We start from the raw sequence: 26,547 nt of genomic DNA, 5'->3' as shown, positions 1-26,547 counted from the left end.
TTTCTAAAATTCTATCGACGGTTCATCCGTTTTTTCGCAATTCCTGAAATCTTCCGCGACACGTTTGTTGGCGATCGGGCTGATTCATGGAGCGTCAGATCGAAGAATCCATAGAATTTCATCCTTAAAAATGGCGGTGGCAAGTTTGATAGGAATGCGCTATAGTCTTTTGTTTGAATGCTTTTTTCAAAAATAAAAAACATCGGGCCGAGATAAGATCCCGAGCCCGATGACAGGATTTCAAATCAAATTTTCTAAACGATCAACCCGGATGGTTTTCACAATAGCCTTCCGGAATCGTAATCTCCAAAAGTTTTTTATACCCGTTGTTTTTAAGATCTGATTCCTCAATCCAATTTCCGCGATTGACTTTTAAATCAAAGGTGTGCTTTCCTTCCATATAGGAAGGTTCGTTCACTAGATAGTAAATCGGGAACGTTACGGTAACCGTCTCCCCTGGTTCGACGGATTCGAGTCCTATTCCATTTCCCCAAACTCCATTCCCTTTTCCCCATATTTCTCCGTTTGTATCCAACGCGTTTATGAGGCCGACATTTAAATTTTGTGGGCTCGGCGCTTTTCCGATATTCTTTACTTCGGCGGTAATGAACATCATAGGTTTCCCTGCTCTGCACTTCATTCCGCTTGGGTAGATGGATGCTCGTGGAATGATCAAATCCGGTTGCGGCTCGTTGGATTGAACCTTAATCGGAATGCAAGCCGTATTATTTTTTTCATCCGACTCAGTTACTTTGGATCCGACATCCACCCTTGCGCAAAGAAAATAATTACCCGATGGAACATTGTTAGGAATGAAGTTAGAACCCTCGCTTACAAGTACATTAGCGCCCGCTGCTAGATCCGGAGTGTTACTGATTCTTCCGCCGCGTAACAAACCGTCTTCCTGATAATCCGGAGAATAAGGAGCATATCCTTCGGGCACGATCGTGTCCTTGGACAATATGAGATCCACCATGTAACCTTCATTACCCGGGCGACTTCCATTTGCCGGCGAATTTCCTATATTGGAGACTTCTACCTTTAATTTCCGAGAAATGTCTTCTCCTGGTTTCACTTCGGTTACACCGTTGAGAGCGACGATCAGATCCGGAGAACCGGATTCGGTGGGCTTAGCCCCGCAATCAAAAGTGGAAGCAAACGCGGACTGACTATCTGTTTTAGAACCGTCGGTCACACCAATAAATTCGGATCGAATTTTTAATTCACCATTCCGGTCTACGATACTTCTAATATGGTATCTGGAGAGGAATGATAAGTTTTGAATTTCCCCAGGGCGTAAATTTCCAATGGCGTTTCCTATCCTATGATCTGGCTTTACGTTGGGTTTTGATTCGACAGACGGTGCAAATTTGGAATGCGGATTGAAAACGCCATTTCCTCTATTTTTTACTTTTAAGGTAAAGTGAAAGAAACATTGGTTGTTGTCTGCGGGATCGATCCAAGCTTTAAGATTTGGATCGAAAAGAACCAAATCAGGTTCACCTTGATTTACATTTAAATCCTCAAAATTCGAAACTACTTGAGCGTCTGAATCAGCCGCGATATCGGAATTGGTTAAACCATTCACACCTGAAGATTGCTGAGGGCTTAAAAGTAGCAACAAGGACGAATTGTCGGCTCCTTTCTCTCCGTTACAATACGATGTTAAACATAAGATAAAGAGAGTGGTTGTTATCGTCTTCCATAAGAATTCTTTCATTGTTATCTCCTCAAAAATTCACAAATAAATAAACATTTCATTTTTGCTTTTTAAGTCAGAGAAAATGAATCAAGTTATAACTTAATCCAAAAACTTAGAGAAAATGAATATAAATTTTGAAATTATCCCTAAAAAATCATTACAAGGAAGCGATACGTGCACTCAAAAGGAAGTTTTATATCTCAAATATATTCTTTTTCAGAGTAAAAAATTAAAATTTCCTTTATCCAAGTTAAGAGCAACATTTGCCCAAAGTATTTTGTAATTGTATTAGAAGCTTATCAATGCGGAGCTCTTAAACTTCTATATAAAAAAGAGTAACGTTGGCTTTGGCCAAGTCTCTTCCGTTTAAAAGCGGAATTTTTGGAGTTCTTATTATGTGGGAATCGGTAATGGAAATTTAACAACGATAAAATCCGTTGTTCGAGGTTCCCTAAAATAAATTTTTACCAAGAGGAGACGTAATCTATAAAAACTATTGCGTTTTATTACGAGCTTGCTGAAGCTGATCTTTTTTCAGGTTTTGGGGGAAGGTGCTTAAGATATAAAACCGAAAAGATTACCCTTAAAACCTTTTAGACGGACTGTCGAACGCACTTTTGCTTGGTTTAATGCTTTTAGAGGTTTTTGGGACACGCTCTAACAAGAAATCCTGAATCGAGATCGGATTTCGATTCGACTGGCAAGTTCCTTTTTACGATTTCGTTTGTCGGAACGATTAAAATCGACGTTGTTAAAATACTGGACAGAGTAGGAATTCTCAAATGGCTGGGTTACTCAAAGATCTTTATACCGAAACCGCGTTACGAAAAATCGCCGATTCTTTTTCGAAAGAAATTTCTTCCGTTTCTTCGGAAGAATGGATCAAACGATTCAAACAAAAAGATTGGAAACAACTCGAACTCAAACAAAGAATTCGCAGAGTTGCTGAAGTCTTGGCGGAAGATTTACCGAAACCGTTTCCTAAAACCTTAAAACCTTTGCTCAAAATTACGGATTCTCTCCAAAAGAAGTTCGAAGGGAAAGAAGTTTTTCTCACGATTTTCTTAGGGGATACCGTTGAATTTCTCGGGATCGATTATCCGAACGAATCCATGATCGCCTTTGAAAGAATCACACAATTGATCTCTTGTGAATTTTCGATTCGCCCTTTTTTAATCCGACATCCCGAGCTTACTTGGAAGCAGATGTTCGATTGGTCTTTGCACGAGAGCGCCGATGTGCGACGTCTTGCATCCGAAGGAAGTAGACCGCGACTTCCTTGGGGAATGGGGATTCCCAGTTTAAAACAAGATCCACATAAAACTCTTCCGATTCTTGAAAATCTAAAAGACGACGTAGACGAAGTCGTTCGCAGAAGCGTTGCGAATCATTTGAACGATATTTCCAAAGATCATCCCGAGTTGATTCTCGGTATTGCGGAAAAATGGGCGGGTTTTTCGAGTGAAAGGGACTCTCTTTTAAAACACGCGTTACGCGGTCTTTTAAAAGAAGGAAATCCCCGAGCGATGAAAATTTTCGGTTTCGGTTCCAAGGTGAATGTAAAAATTCTAAACTTAAAACTGAAATCGCAAACGGTTAAAATCGGAGGAGATCTTTTTTTCGGATTTAAAGTTCAATCCTTGGATACAAAACCGAGCCGTCTCAGAATCGAATACAAGATTCATTATGCAAAGGAATCCGGTAAAACTTCGAGAAAGGTGTTTCAAATCGAAGAAAGAACGTTTCAACCGAAAGAATCGGTTTCGTACAATAAGAAACAATCTTTTAAACAGATGACAACCAGGATTCATGTTCCGGGTAAACATACGTTGGAAATTCATATCAACGGAATTTTAAAATCGAAATTCGATTTTAAAGTCGTCCGTTAAGGGGCGGCGTAAGGATTTGTTAATATTTTTCGAATGTAGGACTACCACAGAAAAAGTAAATTTTCGGATTGGCGATCGTTTGTATAGGCGACGTAATTTGTAGGAACTCATACAAATCGACCTAAATCCGTATCCGTGCAAAAATTCAAAGTTGTTGGAGGATTGTGCAGGAACGAACTCTTGCGAAACGAAGTGGATTTGTAAAGGATTGGGGTTTGCAGGAGTTCTTACTTTAATTTTTCTTCAAAACATTCATGATTCCGGCGCGTTAGGGATGTGAAGCGTGCGAAGCAGTCGACTCGCAAAGCGAGACGACCGCAGGCGTTAGCCGGAGCGCGAAACAAGCCCCCGGGCCTGCGATTTTTTCTGAAATTTTCTTTGTTCGAGGCAGTGTGAGCAGGAACGCCCGAATCAGTTCCCGGAATAAAATCCGATAGAACGCAAAAATTCGTTTCGTTTTTAAGATTACTGATTCCCGTAAAATAAAGTACCGTTCATTTGAGCACAAATCTCACGTTTAGACGCAGAATTTTAGACACTCTATTATGTAGAGATCATTAAGTAAGCAATACTCCATAAAAGATCACGACAATTCCGCCTAAATTGGCGATAACGCCGATCGTTCCTAAAGATTTTCCTAATATAGGATTTTCTTGAAATTCGTCTTTAATTCCTTGAAGCCAATTAACCGTGTCCTTAAGCGCCAAGAAAAGGGAAGAAATCGCAAAGAAGGACGCGCCGGTCAAAGCGAGTACTTCGGATAAATTTACGTATCGAAACGCAACCACCAATCCCAATAGCATGGCACCTTGCATCAAGGAACCGATATGCGCCGCCTGTAAATAACGCGAGGGAAATTCGGCTTTCTTCCTTGCGAGCGCATACGGAAAACCGGTGAGACTTCCGTAAGCCAAATTCAAAACGCCTGCGATGATAAGTATCTTTTCGGGCAGAAGCATAATCGAACCTCGTTTAACGGAAAAACGTAAATTATGATTCGAATCGTGTCTATCAATAAAACGTAAAATTTGGAATTCAGTCTCTTTTCCAAAATACAATTATCGCAATAAAAAACCCCGCTGAAAATCAACGGGGTCTTATTTTCATTTCGTTTGAAAGAGAGTAGGTTACGGTCTTACGGAAATCACTTCGTCCTTGTTTACGAGGTTTACGATGTGTTTGTATTCCGGAGAGTCTTTGCCGTATTTCAGCTCGGTTGCTCTGAGAAGGTGAACGTTTTTCTTGTAACGGTATTTGAACATCTGGTCTTCGGATGCCCCGCCGTATTTTTTGATCATGTTCTCTTCGAAAGCGTAGCAACTTGCCAGATACTTATGAGCGGGATATTCCTTCTCGTTTTCATCGATTTCGATATAAAGTTCGAGAATGGGGATACACTGCGGAAGATTTTGTAAATCATACTCAGTGAGAATCCATGATCTATAAGTGTCGGAAAGAAGTCTTTTGAACTCCGGTCTTTCTCTCAAATCTGGGTTTTTAATTTCATCTAAATGATTGATCGCCTTAGTGAAATAGTTCAGAGCCTGTTGTTTCGCAACGAGTTTGTCGTGAGAAACTTTACGGTCTTCTCTCGCTTTGCGGTCTACCTTTTGCCAATACCACTTTTCATCGAGACGCTTTTTCTCCGCTTCTTCTTTGCGGTATTGTTCGACGGATTCTCTCATTTTGAGAACCGTGTTCACTCCCGATTGGTAGTTGGATAATGCCAATCTAAATTTGTTGTTCGCGAATGCCTTGGAGAGCTGGTGGAGTTCTTGGAAATTCTTATCATAACCCTTAAAATCGGGGTTTTTCCACAGAGCTTCTTGTTCCTGGATTGCTTTTTTACGACGCTTCTGCTCTTCCGTGAGGTTCTTGTCATCGTCTTCGGGAACCAACTCGCCTTTTAACAGCTCATCAATTTTTTCTACCGCTTCATTGTTGGCTGGGGCTGGCTGATTACCGGTCTGAGCTAAAACAGACAGGTTGAGTCCCAGCACGGCCAGAAGAATGAATATGCTTTTCATCACCTTCATATGCTCACACCTTTTACTTCTCTTTCAATGGTATTAGAAAAAAGGTACATCCTGTGCCTTTTCTCCTGTATAACTATCGGATTTCGCATCCGAGATATAAACTCGGAACGAATTTTTTTTCTGCTTTCTTCCAAATAGGCGACATAAGAGTCGTTTTTCTCGGTTTGGGCAAAACCTTTTTCTTTTGGTCGGAATTCCACATCGAAAAAGCAAGTTCCTACTTTCTTTTGTTCCCCGCATTTTTCCAGCAGATTCTTCTTTTATAAAAGGTTTTCCTTCTGTCTTTTGGTGAAAAAACTGGAATTAGTTCTATGATTCTCAAGAAATACACACCCGTTCAAGAAGGCGCTCCCAACTGTCCTCAGTGCGGGGGAGTGGGTTTTACACTCATCGAACATATTGCCGGGTACAGTTCCGGTGTACTTTCTATTTGTCATTGTATTTCGGAGAATTGTCCCTGCCAAGGCAAACCACCTTGGAGAGTTTACGACGAAAGCCTCGGTAAAATGGTTCCTTGTGTTTGTCACAACGCGAGAATGGAACTCGGCCATCTCGAAACTATATTCAAAAAGTCCGGTATTCCTCCCAAGTATCGATATAGAACTTTGGATCAAGCCGATCACAGCGCGGATGTGGGAATTTCCTTTACGATCGCTCACGATTGGGCGAACGATCTTGTAAACCGCTGGTCGGATTCCAATCTACATTCTCAGGGATTGTATCTTTGGGGCGGACCGGGAACGGGAAAAACGCTTCTCGCTTGCATTATATTAAACGAATTGATCTTCCGATATAAAACGAACTGTAAATACGCCAAGATTAACCGGGATTTTTTAAACACGTTACGCGAAACCTATCAGAAAGATTCCGAAACGCACGGAATGGAAAAGACGATCGAAACCTTGTTCGCGGAAGTCGAAGTATTGGTGTTGGACGATTTCGGAGTTCAAAAAGAATCCGATTGGTCGAATTCGAAATTATACGATCTCATCGACGCGAGATACGAACAGGAGAAACTCACGATTCTCACTTCGAACACTTCTCCGGCGGAATGGAAAGACAAGGCGGAAGGAAGAATTTATTCCAGGCTTCGAGAAATGACACAAGAAATTCATTTGGAATGCGCGGACTATCGTTTGAAGCTTTCGGAATCCGGAGGAAGAGGATGAAAGAAGCGTTTCTTTCCTTAGGGTCCAATCTCGGAAACCGAGCCGAGTTTTTAAAAATCGCAGTCCGCAAATTGAAGAATACGATCGGAATCGAAGTGATCAAAGAATCGGAACCGTTGAACACCGTAGCTTTGGAAGTTACGGATCAATCGGATTTTCTCAATCAGATTTTGAAAATCGAAACTACGTTTTCTCCCGAAGAACTTTTGGAAGTCGCTCTGCGCATCGAAAAGGAAATGGGCCGAATGAGAAAAATCGAAAAAGGGCCGAGAGAAATCGACATCGATATTCTTACATACGACGTCGTGACAATGCGTACGCGTGATTTGCATCTTCCCCATCATTCTCTTTTTACTCGTCCTTTTATTCGAGAAATTTTGGAATCAATCGGTGAGAGTTCTTTATACGAACACTTTACGGGAGACGAATATGAAAAACGTTCATAAGATCTTTTCTCCGGAAAAGAAAGGGAAAGAAAAAATTTCCGTCGTTACGTGTTACGATTTCAGTTTCGCGAGAATTCTAAACGAAACGGAAATCGATTCGATTCTCGTGGGCGATTCTCTCGGAATGGTTTTCCAGGGAAATTCCAGCACCCTTCCGGTTACGCTCGAAGAAATGATCTATCATACGAAAGCGGTTCGTCGAGGCGCGCCGGACAAATTCATCGTCGCGGATCTTCCCTTTTTAAGTTATCAAACTTCGATCGAAGAAGGAATTCGTTCCGCCGGAAAAATGATGAAGGAAACCGATTGCGACGCCGTCAAAATAGAAGGCGGATCGGATTTTATCTGCGAGTTAGTCGCCATTCTCAAACAGATCGGAGTTCCGGTCATGGGGCATCTCGGTTTGACTCCGCAGAGCGTTCACGTATTCGGCGGTCATCGCATTCAGGGCAAAGGGGAAGAATCGAGTGCGAAACTTCTCCGCGAGGCGGTCGCGCTTGCGGGAGCGTTCTCCATCGTTCTGGAAATGATTCCGGCCGACCTCGGAAAAAAAGTAAGCGAACAAGTCGGTGTTCCTACCATCGGAATCGGAGCGGGGCCGGATTGCGACGGACAGGTTCTCGTGTTGAACGATCTTCTCGGGACGGATCCGAATTTCCAACCCAAGTTTTTGAAGAAGTTTTCCGATCTGCATTCGATCGTAAAGGACGCCGTCGGGACTTATAACAACGAAGTAAAATCCGGAGAGTTTCCCGGGAAAGATCATAGTTTCTGACGAATTCTTGACGATAATGAGAACAATAGAAGCTTGTAAACTAAGGGAGAATCTCCCGTTTGGAGTGAAGTGTGGACATAGTCGAGTTAGAAAAAGGCCATCCGGAAACGGAGAACAAAATCAAAGATCTGGCAAAAGAATGCGGGAATCAAACCGAAATCATCCGCGGCGCGGCGGTATCCGATACGATTCATTTCATAGGCGATACCCGTAAAATTTCCGAAAAAGAAGGCTATGTCAAAGAACTCCCCGGGGTCGCAAAAATCTGGAACGTGTCCATTCCCTATAAAAACATCGCAAAAACAGCCGCCGGTAAAAACGGAGAAGTGGTTCACAGAGAAACGAGAATCGTGGAAGTCAAAGGTCCGGACGGACTGGTTCGTAAGTTCGGAACGGGAAAACATATCTTTATCGTGGGACCCGATTCTCCTCAAACCTACGAGCAAACTTTGACGATCGCAAAACAAGCGGTCGAACTCGGAAAGAAATACAATATCCTAGATAGAATCATCTTTCGGGGCGGAGCTTTTAAACCTCGCACTCGTCCTACCGACTGGAGAGGTCTTGGTTGGGAAGGAATCGAGTTGATGGATAAGGTAAAGACTGAGACAGGTCTTCCTTACGTGACCGAAGTTATGGATCATACGATGGCGGAAGAAGTCGCAAAACACGCCGACATGATTCAGATCGGAACCAGAAACGCGCAAGACTTCGAACTTCTCGAAGCGGTGGGAAGAACGGGAAGGCCAGTAATTTTAAAGCGCGGTTTCGGAAACGAAGCTGTGGAATGGTTTTCCGCCGCAGAATACATTGCTAATCAAGGAAATTTGAATATAGTTCTCTGCGAAAGAGGGGTCAAAACCCTTTTTATCAAGGAAGGCTACTGCAGAAATACTCCGGACTTGAACGTGATCACTCACGTAAAGAATCAGACAATTCTTCCGGTGATCTACGATCCTTCCCACGTTGCGGGCGACGACAAAATCGTGATCGCCAATCTTCTCGCTTCTCTTCCGTTTAATCCGGACGGTTCGATTACCGAAACTCTTCACGTGGAAGAATTCAGAAAGGAACAGATGTGCGACGCGGCTCAGGCTCTTCTTATGAGCATCTACGAAAAAGCGGTTCAGTCGATTTTGAAATACGAGGAAGCGATTCGTCCGATTACGGATGACGTGGATTCTTATTTCGTAAAACGGAAATCGGGTAAGTAAAAGCGCGAACTTCGTACAAGTCAAGATTTCGATTCTTAAGAGGTATTTCCAAAATAGACGCAAACATTGAATGTGTGTTGTTTGAAAATACCGGATTCAAGTCGATATTTGATTCGCAAAGGCGGTCTTAAAATTTCAGGATCGCTTTTTTATTTGGGCGTGCCTTTCGCCAATATATTCCGAAAATGGAATGTTCTTTTTACCCTCGGCTTCGAGTTGTGTGCCTTCGGGCTCACTGATCCCCGCTCACACGTTTTTTTCAGTGCCACTGGATTTTGTTAGAGTTCTTACAAAGTTGGAAAAAAATTATAACTTCTATTCTGAATGGATCGTTTGAATGCAATTTTATCTTTTTCAGTCACAATGTTAAACGAAGTGGGATATTTCCTCCAAACGTCTTATTGAAAATGAAGTGTGTTTACTAAAATTTAGTTTTAGAAAAAACGATGATCCGATAGGAATGTGACGTCTCTTTTAACCTTAGAAAGAAGTATGTCCTCTTACTCATCTCTACATAATAGAGTGCCTAAAATTCCGCGTCTAAACGTGGGATTTGTGCTCAAATTAACGGTACTCTATTTTATAGAGATCAGTAGCAAATTAGAAAGGTCATTTTAACTTTTATTTTTCAAATCTTTGTCATTCCGTCATTCCATACGTAGAACATCGAGTTTTATTTTAAAGAAAGTAAATTGGGCGAAGAAACTGAACACAACAACTCTCTGAACACCGATCCATAGGAAAGCATTCAGATAGTTTTTTCTAAACTATGTTGGGGCCAACACTTTCGTATTTGTTGTGTCGAACTCGTGTTAAATGGCATACGAGTCTTGTCGTTTTATCATGGCTTTCTCTTATGAGTATGATGAAATATTTTTTTTCTCAAATTCTTGAGAATATTTTAATCACGAATGTTTTAAAAGAAATTAGGAGAAAACATAAAAGTGATAAAAAGTATAAGATGCAAGATGATGCTAATCTTTAGCATGATTTTTATTTCGTTATTAGGATGTGGCAAACAAACGAACGGTTCCAAGAATGATCGTAATTTTTTGGCTACTTTGTTTGGAATAACTACGCAGCCTACGATGAAATCAGTGACGAGAAGCGTTGCTTCGTTAAACGAACCGGTAGGTTTTGGATTTAACCAAGTAGAAAGAGAAAATAGCCTAAACTTCGACGTAAGGACGGATTCAAAAAAAAGAATTCTTATTCCAACCGTTGAATTTTCTATACCTGAACATTCAAAAAAGACCCTACAGGGTATAATCACTTCGGAATGTATCGGAAGCTTTGTTGCAAATCTACAACCGAATGAGTTTGTTTCTTTTTTGAGAACGCATGATCTGGATTGTATAGATAATTTTGCCTGGAACTATGACCAGTATTCAAATTCGATTTATTCTCAAGCGAATATGCTTGCAGTAGTGAAACAGTTTAACGATCTTGCTTCTTCCTACAATGGTACGAATGATTTAAAGTTTTTGCAATTGTACAGAATGTTTTGGGCAGGCTTCTATTTAAAATCCTATTATCCATCCCTTCCATTCGATCAAAATCAGATCTCACAAGCTTTGATCGATCCGTTGCAGACTTTTGGAAATAGCGGCAATTTCTTAGATCCGACCGAAGAAGCCGGAGAGATTTTACATTCCTTTTTTGTAACGGCGAATAACGCAGGCATCGGAGATGCGGTTTATTCCAATATCATCGCGTTTTTTGAAATAACTTTACAAGACCAGCAGAGATTGACGAATAGTTATTGGCAGAACAACGCCTTGTTTGCCGTTTTCAATTTGATATCTCGTCAGACTCATCCTAGTTTTCCTCAATTTCTGGCGAGTATAGATGCTGTATTGATTGATAGACTATCGGAATTAGCTTTGAATACGAATTTCAACACGGATTCCCAAGTTTGGATCATCGATAATGCCATCTACGATTTAAATACGATCTATAAATACCTTCCTGTTTGGCGACCGACGATTACGTTGGCTTTGACCGATGCTCTAAGCACATATCCGTATCTTTCGGAACCATATCTTTGGGCGGTCAGAGGAGTGACTCAAAATTCAGATTGTGTGAATTTGAGTATTGGACAAATTTGTTTGAGTACAACTAAAAATTCACTCAAGGCCGTGGCCTTTCCGAATTCTTATTCTTTTGATGACGGTATTCAAGTTGTCTACACGCCTCTATCGCTCGCATCGATTCAACCTCTCTATCACGCTCTCAAACAAGTCGAATCTCAATTTTTTCGTTTGATAGAAATTCTCGCTCCCGTGTCCGGGGATCCAACAGATACTATCTCGATGTATATATACGGATCGTTGCGAGATTATCGGGTTTATCATCCTTTTCTATTCGATATGGCTACGAACAATGGTGGAATTTATATAGAAAGCGATAAGTCGTTTTATACGTATCAGCGCACTTCTGCGGAAAGTATTTACACCCTTGAAGAGCTGCTACGCCACGAATATGTTCATTACCTTGTGGGGAGATTTATAATTCCCGGCATGTGGGGTCATGGACCGGTTTATGCGAACGAAAGATTGACTTGGTTCGACGAAGGGATCGCGGAATTTTTGGCCGGTAGTACCCCAAAGGAAATTCGACCGCGTAAAGCCTTGGTTTCTCAAATCCAACATGACGGTTCTTCTAGAATGAACGTTTCACAGATTGTAACGGCTCATTACGGAGATTTCAAGTTCTACCGATATGCCGGTAATTTTTTCCAGTATCTCTATACCTACAAGAAGGATGTTTTGAGAGATCTGATTCGAGCATTACGCGATTCTAATATTGCGGCATTTGATTCTTTAGTGACTCAAATGTCTCAGGATATGTCGCTCAATACTTCGTATCAGTCTTATTTGAACTCTTTAGTTTTGAATGTAAATACGCTTACCAACCCGGTGACCGTAGCGCCGGATTTGGCAAATTTGTCCACCAATGATCCGGCTGTCATTCAATCGATTTTTAGAACGACTTCCACCGGACATTTGGCAAAGTGTACGACTGCGGCATTCCGGATGAACGGTCGTTTTTCTTGCCGAGGTATGATAACCGGAAGTCTTCGTTCGAGTCCGGATTGGATTGCCGCTTGGTCCGAATTGAATTCGGGAATTAACAATTTGATTTCAACATTGGAAACCAATGGAGTGAACAATTTCGGAAGTATGAGCTGCGGAATGGGTGAGATTTATTTTAACAAATCTTCGAATCAATTTTATCCTTTGGCGCTTTATTCTTGTGAAGGACCGCTGGCGTTCCAAACACCGATCTCTTATTCGCGTCCAACACAGGATCAATTGGATTTTCGAGATACAACATTCGGCGTAAATTCCACTTGTTTCACGAATCCAAATCCTACGTTAGGAACGATTTGTAACTCTTCGATTGCCACAATTTCGTTTCCAAAAACTGCGACGTATGACGAAATGTATCGGTTTTTAAACTGGCAATTCAACGATTTGAAATCGGAAGTTTTTATGATGAGACCCCCTCTTTATAAACGAATGAACTGCGGTTTAAATTCTATTACGACAGTCATCCCAAACCAGACGACCGGTGATAAGTATTTGACTGCAACTTCGACTTGTAGTCTATAAATGGCTTCGGCTTCTTCGTCCAAATTATTTTTGAATGAAGAAGCCGTTTCGATTGATATTCTGAAATTCCCCGTTTAAGCGGTTGATTCCGTTCACAGACCGATTTGACATGATACCTTCGCCCCATTTCCATTACAGAAACTTCATCACGCCGAACTCACGTTAAAATAGTAATCTTAGGAAAGGGCGTCGTTCAGATATTTAAGAAACGATTGCAGGATTTTATACGACTCAATCGTATTCTTGATGAAATTTTGTGTCAGAAGGTCTTCGTCTTTCAGTCTTTTTTCCACGATATAACTCGTATACTGAATCCATTCTAAGTCGGGATGATCTTTGGCGAAACCTTTCGGAGCCGTTTTCAATTTCATATCCGCGAGTCCGCCGAATTCTTTGACAAACTTTTTTTCCTGAACTATTTTTTTTAGAGATTTAGAATCTTCTAATATATATTCGCGAACTTTTTTCAATGTGGGAGAATCCGGCATATAAAGACCGCCGGCGAGAAAAGATTCTCCTCCCGGCTGAACGTGAATGTAAAAGAGAGGTTTCCCTAAATCTTTACCAGTTGCTCCTATGCTTGCGCCGAAATTAGTTTTGTAAGGTTCTTTATTTTTAGAAAAACGAACGTCTCTATGGATTCTAAAGATGTATTTTTTTGGATCTACTTCAGCCAAGGATGGGTTTAATTTCGCTAATCCTACGATCAATTCCGTGATTAAATTTTCAAAGTTCGCCTTAGCCTCAATAAATAGATCCTTATTCTTTTCCAACCAAGGTTTATTGTTGTTCTTGGCCAATTTTTTGAGAAAGTCGAGAGTGGATGGACGTAACATGAAAAAACCTTTCGCATAAGAATTTTGTCCGATCTTTCTTCGATCAAGTCAAAAATGAATCAACAAAGCCGGGCTCTTTGAATGATCCCATTCATGTGAGCAGGGTCGTAAGAAAGTTTGGGCGAATAAGAAACTAAAGTGCAACGACTCCCTGAACTCAGCAAAACGCTCTCTAACATAACCTTACCCACAATTACTTGGATCCGAAGATAAATCTGCCGGAATTCCGACAAATCCTCTGTGAAACTTAGTTCCCACAACGCGCCCTAAACACCGACCCATAGGAAGGTGTTTACTGAGTTTAGGAAGCGTTGTGCCTGAGTTTCCCCTGATTTTTGGGTGGGGGGTGGAATTTTTCTCTATCAGAAAGTCATACTTCTCGCAAGTAAAAAGCCTTATTCTTGTCGGAACACTTGAAAAATATCAGTTTTTGATCTTTCTGATTCTAAAAACCTTTTCAATTTGTGGGGTTGGTTATGCCTCTCTATGGATCGGCATAACTCAGCGGCTGCCTCTCTATGGATCGGCATAACTCAGCGGCTGCCTCTCTATGGATCGGCATAACTCAGCGGCTGCCTCTCTATGGATCGGCAGCCAGGTCACAACATAGAATCGCTTTCGCATTTTGTTATACCGAACTCACGCTATGTAGGAAAAGATTAAGATTCGATCAAACCCGCGCGGATTGCATACATAACCAAATCCGCAACCTTATGAAGATTCAACTTTTTCATGATGTTCGCTCGGTGAACTTTTACGGTGGCCGGAGAAATTCCTAAAATTTTACCGATGGATTCGTTGGAATTCCCTTCGGCTACCAGTTTTAAAATTTCCCTTTCTCGATCCGAAAGAACGGAAAACGCTTTTTTGGCGTCTTGATTTTCTTCACCCGATTTACCGGAACCTACAAAGCCGGATAGGAAATGGGCGGTGATTCCTGGGCTTAAATACGTTTCTCCTTTGTGAACCGCTTCGATTGCTCGAAGGAGATCATTACCGGCGTCGTCTTTTAAAACGTAACCGTTGATTCCTAATTCCAATAATTTCTGAACGTATTCTCTGTTGTCGTGTCGGGAAAGAATGATGATCCGAATGTTCGGATAATGCTTTCTTAGATTTTTGACAAGATCGATCCCGCTTAAACCTGGCATAGAAATGTCTGTAATTACCAAATCGGGATTCAATCTGCCGATTTGGTCCAGAGCCTTTTCAGCGTCTCCGGATTCACCGCAGATTTCAAATCCGGTTTGTCCGGAAAGGATCATCTTAAGTCCTTCTCTGAGAATAGCGTGATCATCAACTAAGAATATTTTTGTGTTAGTAGGTTTCATATTTTTTTGGCGAATGTGTTTTTGTTTTTTCTAAAGGAATTCGGACGATAAATTTAGTTCCTTTTCCCGAAGAGGATTCGATCTTAAATTTACCGTTTAAATCTTCTACTCTTCTGCGGATATTTTCAAGTCCAAAACCGGGGGACTTGGCTCTTGCTTTTTTTTCCTGGAAACCGATTCCGTTGTCCTTTGCGTCAAGAAACAGCTGTCTTCCTTTGACGTGAATCTTGAGATAGATTTTTCTTGCTTGAGAATGTTTGATCACATTCTGAAAGATTTCCTGAACGATTCTAAAAACTTGATTTGCGACCGTGGGTTCCAGATCCGGCTTTAGATTAAGATCCAAATCGGCTTCCACATCCATGGACGGAAACAAATCCGAACTCAAAACGCGAATCGCGGCTTCCAAACCGATTTCCCGAAGAGTGGAAGGATGTAAGTTCGTGTAGATATCTCTCAGTTCTTGACTCGCTTTATCGATTAAAAGAAGGCCGGTATCGAACTGAGCACCGTAAACTTTTGGATTTCTATTGTATGCTTGGAAGTTGAGTTTGGCTGCGAGAATTGTCTGACCGACTCCGTCGTGCAGTTCTCTGGAAAGTCGAATTCTCTCTTCTTCTTGAGATTGTAAAAGTTTGGTGTGAAGGCTGGCGATTTTTCTTTCCAACCTTTTATTTTCCGTAATATTTTTAAGAATGATTCCTATACTTTCCCCGAAGCGAAACACGGAATAACCGTAGTAAATCTTTTGTTTTTTGAATTCTTGGTTCTGAACCATTCCTTTTTTGGAAAGTTTGATGTTCGATTCCATTTCCTCTTGATCCGTCGGATTGAGACCGAAGATTCGAAACAGATTTTTGCCCATCAAATTGCGAGAATTTCCTGCAAATTCTTTCCGAAAGGATTCGTTGGCAAATAGAATTATCCTTTTATCGTCGATTGCGACGATAGGGGAAATTTCCTTGAGAAGGTTGAGAAAAAATTTAGGCGAAAGCCCTGACTTTAAAATAACCGGAGGGAAGAGACTTTTTCCAATCTTAGGTTTTAGATCCGGCATAAGAGGTTAAAACAATCTTACTTTGCTGCAAAGAAAGAAAAGAAAAAAAGAAATTCCAGGGAAAAATCCAGGAAAAAAGAACTACGTTATTTCCCTTAGATCGCAATTCTTTTGAAGACGTTATGGGAGTGTTCGCCTTTGCTTTGTTAGAGTTTGAGCGAACGCTTTCGCTTTGAGTGGGATTTTACGAATCATTTTATCACTGTAGAATTTCCTGGAATTTTCCCATTTCCTGAAGTTGTTTGTGAGGTCGAATGATTGAGAGTTCGTTCCAAAACTTCTGGATCATTCTTTAGAAATTTTATCCGATATAAGAGTTCTTACAAAAACCGCCGCATCGGACATTTTCAAACAATACTAAAATCTCCCCAGTTTCATAGGAGTTCCTAGATTTTGAGGTTTTGGGACAAACTCTGATATTAAAAATTGATGCTGAATTTCTCTGACTCGGCAATGCTCATCGTGTTTGTCGCGTTCAAAGACGAAATCTACCAGAGTGATCTTGTTTTGAGAGTCGTGGTTGGATTTTTATACACCTTTTGTAGTAGGTATTTAGCAAAGCAAAAGCATAATTCGACATTACTCAAGATATTGGCTAACGTGAGTTCGGCGTAGGAAAGTTTGGGCGAATAAGAAACTAAAGTGCAACGACTCGCTATGGATCGTCGTCGCAGCTCGTGAGTTTCATAGATAAAATGGCTCGCGAACCGCGCTTTAACTCAATGTTGCTGCCTACGGTCGCAACACAATGCTCCAATTCCTTTTCGAATGAAATGATTGGAGCCCTTTTCTTGTTTTAAAAGTTAAATTTGATTTTGAGTTTCATTCTCATATTTCTTGACTTTTCCCATCTCTTTTCTACTTTGGAAGCGAAGAGGTCTCACAATGAAAGAAATTCTTGATCTGTCGTCTAACGTGAATTGGGATTTTTCGAAACCTATTTCAGCTTTAGACAAGCGAGTCGCTCAAAGTCTTTTCTCTTTCAATGAAAAACGTGAAGCGGCTCAGAAAATGATTGCGGAGTTTGAAACCGTAACACCGTTTTCTTCTCCTTCTGAGGAAGACACACGGACTTTTGGCTCAACTCTCTTTAAGATATTGACCGATATCTTGAAAACCGGGGATTTTCACACCGAGTATCAGCCTATCCTGTCTTTGGAAACGGGGAAAGTTTTCGCATACGAAGCTTTGGCACGATTTTACGTCGAAGGAGAAAGTATCTCTCCCAAGTTTGTTTTTAACGAACTACATCAGGAAGTGGATTTGTTTTTTGAATTCGAAAAGAATTTAAAACGGTTTCAGATCAGAAACCGTCCGCAGGGGAAAAAATTATTTTTAAATTTGGATCCCCATGTCTGTAAAAATCGATCGCAGTCGATAGATTGGCACGAGCTTTTAAGCAAGGAAAGAAATATCGTTTGTGAAATCATAGAGAATACGGACTCCACTCTGATCGAAGATACTCGATTCTGTTTGGACGCATTGAAACGGTCGAATATTCCGGTCGCGCTCGACGACGTGGGCGGAAAACGAAACCTTTTCTGTTTTGATTTTTTAGAATATTCAAAATTTATTAAATTCGACAAATACTGGCTCGATCTCTTTAAAGCCAAGGCATATTATAAAAATATCGTCTGGGGATTTCTGGACTTTGCGAGAGAAGCGGACATCCTGTGTATCTTGGAGGGAATTGAAACTCAAGAGGATCTTTTGATAGCGGCAGAAATGGGGTTTCCTTTAGTGCAGGGTTTTTTATTTCAATCCAAAAATCTTATGGTTTGAGGTATCGTCGAATCGTCTTTCCGTTTCCCGGTAAAAAACGACTTCTTTAGATATCGATATAGTTCTAAAGAGAAACCGCTTTGGGAAGCGGTTTGAAATCGTTCGAAGATCAGGTATTCATTAGAGTTGTTGAAAAATTAATTCTCTATCCGTTTCTACTTTATTGAAATGGATGTTTGAAGCGGTTTTTCTAATCTGAACCATGGAATTTTTCAACAACTCTATTCTTAATGATACTACCCTATAAAATAGAGTACCGTTAATTTAAGCACAAATCCTGTGTTAGACGCAGAATTTTAGACACCCTATGATGTGGAGATGATTAACAACTATAAGTTATTTTAAAAATGTTTTATCTTTGTTTAAAATAACGAACTCTAAGATATTTTTGAGATAACGTATAGAGTCTAAATATCGTTCTTCCCGAGTGGTTTTTATAAATTGTCGCAAAAAGCCGGTTTATAAACAAATCGGGAATTCGTAGGTTCGTTTACAAATGCAGTTTTGATTGGGAAAGAAAGTTTTCAATAAACGTTATGCGATTTTGAACTCGTCTCAAACGAAGTTCCCGATATTTCAAGACATTTTGATTCTCCGAAACCGCTCGTTAGGCTTTATAAACTTTAGAATTTCGCTTTCTACCGTACCCATGTTGCTAAGGTAAGTATCACTCAATAAGCTTTGTCTTAGAATTGTTTTTTTGTGAAAAAGTTTGAAAAAAACTTGTCAGCACTTTTACTCTATGAAGTGTTACTTAGGGATTGCGCCATTGTTTAAAATGTCATAGAATACTAATGGATTTCGGGGAGCTTTCGGATGTATGTGCAAGTATTAGAAGATCTTTCTTTCTTTCTTTCTTTCTTTCTTTCTTTCTTTCTTTCTTTCTTTCTTTCTTTCTTTCTTTCTTTCTTTCTTTCTTTCTTTCTTTCTTTCTCATAGAACTAAATTGAAAATAAATAAACTTTCTTTTTTTTATGTACTCTTATTTTACGTTTTATGTACTTTTTCTTTGGATATATACGCTCAAAATAAAACAAAAGAAAAAGAAGAGGGAGGGATCGAAGTAGTAGGCGAAAGAGATAGACCGGATTTTGTTCGATTAAAGCCGGAAGAAATTAACAAAATGCCCGGTACATTCGGAGATTCTTTAAAGGCGGTATTCAATATTCCGGGAATTGCACCTATATTTCAAAATTATACGAACGCTGGCTTTCAATCTGCAATGGCAACCGGATTGAATCCGACCGCTCCCAATAATAAAAGCCCGGATATTTCCAATAGCCAGAGAGGATTTCTAGTGATGCGAGGAGCGGGAACTCGAGCCAATCAATTTTATTACGACGGTCTTCCTTTAATCTACCCATTTCACGCAGATGGGATCACTTCCGTTTTGAACAATAATGCGATTCGTTCTTTGGAAATTTATTCGGGTACTTATTCCGCCAGATACGGATTTGCGACAGGCGGAGTCATTGCCGTCGAAGGATTTAAAAAGAAAAACGATTCCGTTGTTCTCAATCTAAATACTTTTTTGGTGGACGGTTACGTATTTAAAAATATATCAAAAAATTTGAATGTAAACGTGTCGGGGAGAAAATACTATCCGAACTACGTTTTGGGAAGAATTCCGGATTTAGTACCGAATCAAACGTTTGTTTCCGATTATAGCGATTATCAATTTCGGATCAACTGGGACATCGATAATCAAAACTCTATCACGCTTTCTTCTTTCGGAACGAAAGACTATCGTCATCCTTTTGCCGCGAACAAACAATACAAACCTAAGTATGACTCGATGGAAAGCATCAACGATGCTTTGATTGTTGATAGGAATTTTCGAACCGACGGAGTTCAATATGTTTGGAAACCGTTTGAAGCCGTTTCTAATACTATGAACATATCAAGAAGTTATTTCGAAGAAAGAACTCAAAATAGTACTTATCTTCTTAACACTTCTCAAGGAGCTCTCGCCGCTTTGGCGCAGGGATTACAAAAAGCGAATACTCTCGGAAACAATTTTTCGGAAGATCTTCGTTATTTTGAAGACGTAATGGAATTGAACTTATTCAAGAAAATCTTAAAGCTTAGGGCGGGCGGTCAATATAGGGAAACCGTATCCAGCTTTCAGGGTAAAATAATCTACATCAACGAAAATCCCGAATTCCTTAAAATCACTAATTTTATACTTTCCAACCCGAACACATCCGCAACTTTACAAGGGGATAGAATGGTTCATAGGCAGATAGGATATTTCTCCGAGATGAAGTTTGATTATATGGGTAATGTAGTATCACTCGGAGTGAGACGGGACTATCACGATTTATCGGACGAATGGAAAACAAGTCCAAGACTTATGTTTGCGAAGGAGCTAGATTCCACTAGAACTACTTTTTTCGGAGGAACCGGGAAGTTCTTTCAAGCTCCCACGGACGTCAGTTATATTTCTAAAAGGATGGGGAATCCTAGTCTTAAAATGGAAGAATCCCAACATTCCAATTTTGGAATTGAGCAGAAATTTTTATCGAGTTATTCCGTAAAATTGGAGGGTTATAAAAACACGTTTGATAATCTAGTCGTTCGGGACAATTTCATTTACAATTCCTCCGCCGCCAACATCAACAATCTCATTTCCGGGGTTAACAATCAAAACACGGAATTTGTCTCTCAGAGAAATTTGAATTATTCGAATTCTATGTCTGGTTGGTCCAAAGGATTTGAATTGATGATAAAAAAGGAAATTCCGGAGGATTCCGGCTTTTTCGGTTGGATCTCCTATACGAACTCTTTGACAAAACGAAATAGAAATCAGCCCGTTCTCAACGATACTGAACTTCAAATCCATAACGAACTAGCAAAAAATCATAGGACTTTATATCAGGACATATCTAAGGATTATTACACTAATGTTTATGACAATGGGAGTATCGAAGTTCTAAAGAAAAATTCGAAAGAAGAATACTATGATCTCGATCGAACACATATGCTTAGTATAGTCGGAGGTTGGAAGTATAAGGATACTTGGCAAATTGGTACGAGAATCATTCATTTAACGAATTATGCATATACTCCGATTGTCGGATCGGAACTGACTCCGGTTAATTCCGTAAACCTCTACACTCCGGTCTATTCAAGGGACCTTCGGTCTGCGCGGCTTCCGTCGTATAACCAAATTGATATTCGATTCGATCGTTTTATAACGACGAGTTGGGCAAAGTTGGATTTATATCTTGAAATCATCAATCTTACGGGGAATCGAATTGCGGTTTCAAATACCCTTTATAATACGTTGGCTCCCTATCTTCCGGGTCGGAATCCGGCTACTGGATATATCAATCAAAACGGTCTTGACGTTGGTAAAACTAAGATTCCGATGTTCAACTTCGGAATAGAAATGCGATTTTAAAAATAATATTCTCTGTCATAGCGATCTATAAAATATTACGGCTACCCATAGAGAGTCGTGATGTTTGGTTCTGTGACTTTGTGTTTTTTTGGAAATTCCGTTTTAGAATAAGCTGTAAGATCAAACCGGTTTTTCCATTTTCCAGCAAAAATGAATTTTTTGATTTCTGAAATCGTCCGGAAGGGTCGTTTTTGTAATGTCTTTCGGATTGTTCCAGAGAATGGACGTTGGGGAAAGTTCAAACTTTCTAAAGTTCGTGGAAAAATACAATACGGCTCCGGGAAGAGCAAAGTCTTGATAGAGAATGTTTAAAATTTCCACATGATCTTTTTGTATGTCGAAGATGCCCGTCATTTTTTTGCTATTGGAAAAAGTTGGTGGATCGAGAACAATCAGATCGTACTTTTCCCGGTCCGACTTTTTTCTTTCGTTATAAAGCCATTCCATCACATCCGCTCTGAGTAGGCGATGTTTTGTAAGAGAGAGTCCGTTTAACTTCAAATTTTCTTCAGCCCAAGCCAAATACGTATTGGAAAGATCTACGCTTAAACTTTGGGTCGCTCCACCTGACGCTGCGTAGACGGTAAACGATCCCGTATAAGAAAAAAGATTTAGGAATTTTTTTCCCTTTGATTCTTTGCGAATAAGATCCCTTGTGATTCTATGATCTAAAAATAACCCAGTGTCGATATAATCGGATAAGTTTATGTAAAATCGAAGTCCGCTCTCTTTTACTTCTAGCAACTTCGACTGTTCGGATTGTTTCTCGTATTGTTTTTTACCCTTTTTAGGTTCTCTCTTTTTCCAAAATATGGAACCCGCATCGAGGTTCAACGTTTCCGCGACGATCCGCCCGATTTCCGCGTTTTCCCTTTCTCTTGTTTCATCCGAAATTTCATAACTGTTCTTATAGGCTGAGATTTGACAGTATGGTCCGTAAAGATCCACGCTTACGGGGACCTGAGGTATATCTCGGTCGTAAATTCGAAAACATTCTATGTTTCTTTTGCGAGCCCACTTTTTCCAATGTTTGGACATTCTCGAAAGTCTGTTGCGAAACATCGCCATCGGACTTCCAAAATCGTTAAGCGAATTAAATTTCTCGGATCGTTTTTCCGACATGGGGCCAATGTACGAAAATATCAGTTAAAATCCAATCATAACGGAATCAAGATTCCGTAAAAAGACTGGAAAATTTGTCGCTAAAGACGACGATTGCAGGATACGGATCAAAGAAGGGAGTTGAAATTTTGAAATACACATACATAGAAAATCAAAAAGTAAAATTATTTCTCTCCTATTCGGAAACGGATTCGAAGAATGTTATCTTATTCATCCACGGATATCCAGATACTCATAAAACTTGGGACTTGCAGATCGATTCCTTAAAGGAAAAATTCAGGTTAGGTGCGATCGACTTAAGAGGTTTTGGAAGGTCCTCCAAACCTTTGGAACAATCCGAGTACAACTACGCGGTGATTCTTCCCGATCTTGTGAAGGCGATCGATTTTCTTTCCAAGAATAGCAAGGTGCACATAGTCGGTCACGATTGGGGAGCTACACTCGGTTGGCTATTTATTAGCGATTCGAAATATTCTAAGTACGTAAATTCTTTTACCGCGATTTCCGGTCCTCATCCCTGGCTTGCGGGCAAACGAATGATCGACGATCTATTCAGTCTCAATTTTGATAATTGGAAGAAAGTGGTCGATCAGAGCTTTCGTTCCTGGTATATCTGGTTTTTTCAAATTCCAATTCTCCCCGAATTGATGTGGCAGAATTTCGGTGAATTGATCTATAAATGGATCATGGACCTCGGCGGAGTTCCCAAAAAGGATTTCCTTCGAAAAGTAAATCGAAACGATATCTACAGTACGACAATCGCGCCCATCAATCTGTTTCGGGAATTATTGTTCGGTAGAACGGTAATTTCCGCCCCTTCCAACATCAAAATTCCCGTACAGTTAATTATCCCTCAAAAGGATTTTATCGTTCTTCCGGAAGTATATGAAAACACATATGATTATGTTGATAATTTAGAAATTCATAAACTAGATTCCAACCATTGGGTGCACCGAGAACAACCGAACGTAGTGACGGAGTTGATTCGAAAGTTTGTTTCCAAACATTCCGTATAACGGTACGTAGATACTTGGTTTTTTCTCAAGCCGTTGGGCGTATTTTACTCTTTCTTATCGGATCCGTACTTTTTTATCTGCTGGATTATCCGTCGGGTTCGTACTGAAAACGCTTTTCCGTTTTTTTTGGGTTGTTTCGGGAATAGCGATATAACACATATAAATCCCGAATTAGAGTTCTGAACATTGATAAACTTCCCGCCATGATATGAGTATTTTCAGAAGTTATAGAGATATTGGTGAAAAATTCAAACTCACATTATATTAGATTTATCTTGTGTATCTGAACGATCGCGTAAAAAATCGAACGATCTTAGACAGAATACAATGAAAATCTGTTTGGACGAAACATTCTTCGTAGCAGATGTTTAGAAATTCACTCCTCCAAAAATCACTAATTCTAAAAAACCGAAATTTTGACTGGCTCGGTCTTTAGAATGTCCGTTTGTAAAGATGCTCGAAAGATCGATATATCCGCCTTTGGCGCCGAGTTCGAAAAAAACGAGTCGATAAATGTCGACACGACTTGCAACATAACCGGAAACTCCGTAGCCTGATGCATGAAAACGATTGTTTTTCCCTTCCCCGAAAAGGCGAACGTCGCTTCTACAAATGATCGGGCCTCCGCCTACGGATGCGACGAAGCTAAGAGCATTTTCTCCATCGGACGAAATCAAAAGAGGTTGGATCGTTCCCGCATCTATATAAAGAAAATTTAATCCATCCGTATGTTCGAATTTGAGGAAGTCTGGAGTGATATTAATTGTCTCTCCGTTGTGATATCCCTCCAGTTTTTTATACGCGTCAGGGAATAGGTATAGATAAACCGTCGAATCGGGAGAAGTTCCGAGATGAGCCTTTTGGATTGAAAGAGGGTCGATATAACCGTAAATGTTTGCCGCTTGTCCTCGGCTCATCACGTATTTCATGTGATCTTGGCCAAAAGCGAAGAAGAATCTATCCGTAATATAATAAGTTAGACGAAAGTTATATTGAGGGATCTCCCAAAGACTCGGGTTCAGATAAACGGAAGGATCGAATTTTTCGGGTCTATCCTTTGCAACCACGTCTTTCAAAGTGAATTTATATCCGGGGCCGTGAAAATTGATATCACTTTGTGTATAAGAATCGCGATTATAACCCCACTGAAAACTCCAACTTCCTTTTTTCTGATCCACTCTTTTTGGCGATTCCTTTGTTCCGACAGATGCAGTTTGGTTTGGGAGAATTTGTTCCGTTTGAATTTCTGAGTTTGCCTGTATGAAAGGAATGACTTTTTGCTGGTCCGTACTTTTCGTTTGAGATTCCGAAAACACGGGAAACGGGGAAAAATAAAAGATGAGAATGTAAATGACGTTCTTCAAGGAAATCTTAAGATTTCGAGTTTGATTTAAATTCATGGGAATTAGAAGTGAAAAATCTCCGCTTTAGTATCTTAAAAATACTAAAATGCAAGGGGACTCATTCTGACTATGTTTTTTCCATAGATTGTAAATTCAGGCCTGTTAATGTCGACGGAGTTCTGCTTTTTAGTTTCCATTGCAAACTATTTGGTCGAAAAATTAGATCCAAATTAAGTTTTCGAAGAATAGAAGCGGGAAGTATCGTTTTTACAAAAACCAAACGAAATTTTTTACGGAAAATTTTATTATTTCCAAAGTGAATCTATATAATAAAAATATAATTTTTTATTTTGAGTAAATATCGCGTTAAAAATAATCTCAAAAATTGAATGTCTTTTTAAATTTTTCTAAATAAAATTAAACTGCATACCGTGTGAAAGATACTTTATTTGAACATTAGAACCCGTTTCAAAACCTAAAAAAATCTTTAAATCCGGTAAAGTTTCTAAAAAAATGTAGGAGGTCCTATCATAACCAACCCCACAAGCTGCATAGGGTTCTGGAGTCAGAAGGATCAAAAGCTGGTATTTTTGAAGTGTTCCGACAAGAATAAGGCTTTTTACTTGCAAAAAGTATAATTTTCTGATAGAGAAAAATCTCCCGAGTCTTTCCGCCTCCAAACTCAGCGCCTCGCTCTTCAGCAGAGCTCGTCATCCCACCCAAAAATAAGGGAAACTCAGCACAACGCTTCCTAAACTCAGTAAACACCTTCCTATGGGTCGGTGTTTAGGGCGCGTTGTGGGAACTAAGTTTCACAGAAGATTTGGTTGGAATTCCGACAGGTTTTATCTTCGGATCCAAGTATTTGTGGGGTTGGTTATGAGTTCCTACAGATTATGTTGTATTGAGGTTTTTTCCCCGTTGTTTAAAATTGTAGGAGTTTCTACATTTTGAGACCGAAACAAGCTTTTAAAAGACGTTTTACCTAAGGATTCGTTTTTACTCAATTCTAAACGAATTGATTCGAATTATGTTAGAAGGAGAAATCGGAGAGAACAAATTCTAATTGATCATTGAGGGATTTTCCTTTATATCTTTAGTTTGTAGCGTGCACTGTCTCAAATCATAAAAATTTCTTTTTACTGTATTTCGATGAAACATTTTAACGATTCCGTAAATTTCAAACTGTAATTTTTCCTATTGTAAGGTATTTTTTAAAATAGATCCCGAATCAATCTTTAACAAGTTCAAAATACAAATTCTTTCGATTGTTTTTCAGACGTTTTCCAATGGAATCAGTTATACGCTAAGAATTCGAATCGCTTCTGAAAAGTTGGAAGCCGTACGGAAAAGCGCTTTGAGTCTCGTTAATTCGAGCATTTTTTCGATCTGAGGAGTGAGAGAATAGAGCACGAGCCCACCGCCGGGAATTTTGCTCAATTGGTTCTGAGCTCCGATAAAGGTGGCAATTCCGGAGGAATCCATAGTACGTACGCCCGAAAGATCTATAAGATGAATATAAACTTTTTTTTCTATAGCTTCGTTAAAGGCATCTTTTAATTTTTTGGCAGAGAATATGTTGATGTCTCCTTGTATTTGAACTATGATCGCTGGGCCGGGAAGGGTTCCGGCGGAGGAAATGTTTTCAATCGAAAGTTTCAGTTCATTGGATTTTTGGTTAAGGGGGTCGGATTTGGTTTCCATAATTCTTTCTCCAAAGATGTCTTTATTCATATTAATTATATCAATCCGTAGATTCAATAACAAATGAGAAATAAATTTTTGATTGATCTCGCAAGGGATTTAATGTTT

At 39.9% G+C, this 26,547-nt stretch carries 19 protein-coding genes; 9 read left to right on the top strand and 10 right to left on the bottom strand.

Annotated features, from left to right (window positions below):
- Window positions 1–262: 262 nt before the first annotated feature.
- Complete coding sequence (locus FHG67_RS17505; RefSeq protein WP_004500504.1) at window positions 263–1,720, bottom strand: CARDB domain-containing protein; 1,458 nt, start codon at window positions 1,718–1,720, stop codon at window positions 263–265.
- Window positions 1,721–2,484: 764 nt separating this feature from the next.
- Here FHG67_RS17505 and FHG67_RS17500 point away from each other — a divergent pair.
- Entirely contained in the window at window positions 2,485–3,591 is a 1,107-nt protein-coding gene (locus FHG67_RS17500) for a DNA alkylation repair protein (protein WP_004499325.1), read from the top strand.
- 557 nt (window positions 3,592–4,148) lie between these two features.
- Here FHG67_RS17500 and FHG67_RS17495 read toward each other — a convergent pair.
- Together FHG67_RS17495 and fcpA are read right to left on the bottom strand one after the other, a co-directional pair.
- Window positions 4,149–4,550 carry a hypothetical protein gene (locus FHG67_RS17495; protein WP_004499304.1) on the bottom strand — a complete coding sequence of 134 codons (402 nt, stop codon included), beginning with the start codon at window positions 4,548–4,550 and terminating at the stop codon, window positions 4,149–4,151.
- Between the two features lie 168 nt (window positions 4,551–4,718).
- The gene (fcpA, locus tag FHG67_RS17490; RefSeq protein ID WP_002617921.1) at window positions 4,719–5,627 is read right to left on the bottom strand and encodes a flagellar coiling protein FcpA; all 909 of its coding nucleotides are present in this window, start codon (window positions 5,625–5,627) and stop codon (window positions 4,719–4,721) included.
- A 311-nt stretch (window positions 5,628–5,938) separates the two neighbouring features.
- Between fcpA and zapE the strand changes: the two genes are divergently transcribed.
- The 5 genes from zapE (at window position 5,939) to colA (ending at window position 12,845) form a co-directional block, all read left to right on the top strand.
- The gene (gene zapE / locus FHG67_RS17480) at window positions 5,939–6,796 is read left to right on the top strand and encodes an AFG1/ZapE family ATPase (protein WP_002617962.1); all 858 of its coding nucleotides are present in this window, start codon (window positions 5,939–5,941) and stop codon (window positions 6,794–6,796) included.
- Entirely contained in the window at window positions 6,793–7,242 is a 450-nt protein-coding gene (gene folK / locus FHG67_RS17475) for a 2-amino-4-hydroxy-6-hydroxymethyldihydropteridine diphosphokinase (RefSeq protein ID WP_002617948.1), read from the top strand. Before zapE ends, folK begins: the two co-directional genes overlap by 4 nt.
- Window positions 7,226–8,017 carry a 3-methyl-2-oxobutanoate hydroxymethyltransferase gene (gene panB / locus FHG67_RS17470; RefSeq protein WP_002617917.1) on the top strand — a complete coding sequence of 264 codons (792 nt, stop codon included), beginning with the start codon at window positions 7,226–7,228 and terminating at the stop codon, window positions 8,015–8,017. The genes folK and panB overlap by 17 nt, the downstream gene beginning before the upstream one ends.
- Window positions 8,018–8,088: 71 nt before the next feature.
- Complete coding sequence (locus FHG67_RS17465) at window positions 8,089–9,231, top strand: N-acetylneuraminate synthase family protein (protein WP_004499315.1); 1,143 nt, start codon at window positions 8,089–8,091, stop codon at window positions 9,229–9,231.
- A gap of 944 nt (window positions 9,232–10,175) precedes the next feature.
- The gene (colA, locus tag FHG67_RS17460; RefSeq protein ID WP_036086299.1) at window positions 10,176–12,845 is read left to right on the top strand and encodes a collagenase ColA; all 2,670 of its coding nucleotides are present in this window, start codon (window positions 10,176–10,178) and stop codon (window positions 12,843–12,845) included.
- Between the two features lie 176 nt (window positions 12,846–13,021).
- On the opposite strand, the gene FHG67_RS17455 is transcribed toward colA, so the two are convergent.
- The 3 genes from FHG67_RS17455 to FHG67_RS17445 all read right to left on the bottom strand — a co-directional run bounded on the left by FHG67_RS17455 (window position 13,022) and on the right by FHG67_RS17445 (window position 16,069).
- Window positions 13,022–13,681, bottom strand: a complete 660-nt coding sequence (locus tag FHG67_RS17455) for a DUF2461 domain-containing protein (RefSeq protein ID WP_004499317.1) — start codon at window positions 13,679–13,681, stop codon at window positions 13,022–13,024.
- A gap of 659 nt (window positions 13,682–14,340) precedes the next feature.
- Window positions 14,341–15,012: a response regulator gene (locus FHG67_RS17450; RefSeq protein WP_002617930.1), complete on the bottom strand. Its 672-nt coding sequence runs from the start codon at window positions 15,010–15,012 to the stop codon at window positions 14,341–14,343.
- Window positions 14,999–16,069, bottom strand: coding sequence for a sensor histidine kinase (locus FHG67_RS17445; RefSeq protein WP_004499307.1), 1,071 nt, complete (start codon window positions 16,067–16,069; stop codon window positions 14,999–15,001). Before FHG67_RS17445 ends, FHG67_RS17450 begins: the two co-directional genes overlap by 14 nt.
- Before the next feature lie 885 nt (window positions 16,070–16,954).
- Here FHG67_RS17445 and FHG67_RS17435 point away from each other — a divergent pair.
- Window positions 16,955–17,851 (top strand): EAL domain-containing protein, encoded by an 897-nt coding sequence (locus FHG67_RS17435; protein WP_002617961.1) that lies wholly within the window; start codon window positions 16,955–16,957, stop codon window positions 17,849–17,851.
- A 781-nt stretch (window positions 17,852–18,632) separates the two neighbouring features.
- Here FHG67_RS17435 and FHG67_RS22070 read toward each other — a convergent pair.
- Window positions 18,633–18,788: a hypothetical protein gene (locus FHG67_RS22070; RefSeq protein ID WP_216368155.1), complete on the bottom strand. Its 156-nt coding sequence runs from the start codon at window positions 18,786–18,788 to the stop codon at window positions 18,633–18,635.
- Window positions 18,789–18,797: 9 nt separating this feature from the next.
- On the opposite strand from FHG67_RS22070, the gene FHG67_RS17425 reads away from it, so the two are divergent.
- Entirely contained in the window at window positions 18,798–21,254 is a 2,457-nt protein-coding gene (locus FHG67_RS17425; protein ID WP_004499305.1) for a TonB-dependent receptor plug domain-containing protein, read from the top strand.
- Window positions 21,255–21,374: 120 nt separating this feature from the next.
- On the opposite strand, the gene FHG67_RS17420 is transcribed toward FHG67_RS17425, so the two are convergent.
- Window positions 21,375–22,376 (bottom strand): class I SAM-dependent methyltransferase, encoded by a 1,002-nt coding sequence (locus FHG67_RS17420; protein WP_004504376.1) that lies wholly within the window; start codon window positions 22,374–22,376, stop codon window positions 21,375–21,377.
- 128 nt (window positions 22,377–22,504) lie between these two features.
- On the opposite strand from FHG67_RS17420, the gene FHG67_RS17415 reads away from it, so the two are divergent.
- The gene (locus FHG67_RS17415; protein ID WP_026054481.1) at window positions 22,505–23,392 is read left to right on the top strand and encodes an alpha/beta fold hydrolase; all 888 of its coding nucleotides are present in this window, start codon (window positions 22,505–22,507) and stop codon (window positions 23,390–23,392) included.
- A 368-nt stretch (window positions 23,393–23,760) separates the two neighbouring features.
- Here the strand turns inward: FHG67_RS17415 and FHG67_RS17410 are convergent, their stop codons facing one another.
- Window positions 23,761–24,792 (bottom strand): hypothetical protein, encoded by a 1,032-nt coding sequence (locus FHG67_RS17410; protein ID WP_061217808.1) that lies wholly within the window; start codon window positions 24,790–24,792, stop codon window positions 23,761–23,763.
- A gap of 1,242 nt (window positions 24,793–26,034) precedes the next feature.
- Window positions 26,035–26,439, bottom strand: coding sequence for an STAS domain-containing protein (locus tag FHG67_RS17400; RefSeq protein ID WP_004501066.1), 405 nt, complete (start codon window positions 26,437–26,439; stop codon window positions 26,035–26,037).
- Window positions 26,440–26,547: the final 108 nt, after the last annotated feature.

It is taken from the genome of Leptospira weilii, from assembly GCF_006874765.1.
Taxonomy (GTDB): Bacteria; Spirochaetota; Leptospiria; order Leptospirales; family Leptospiraceae; genus Leptospira; species Leptospira weilii.
This window is presented reverse-complemented; position numbering and strand designations above follow the sequence as displayed.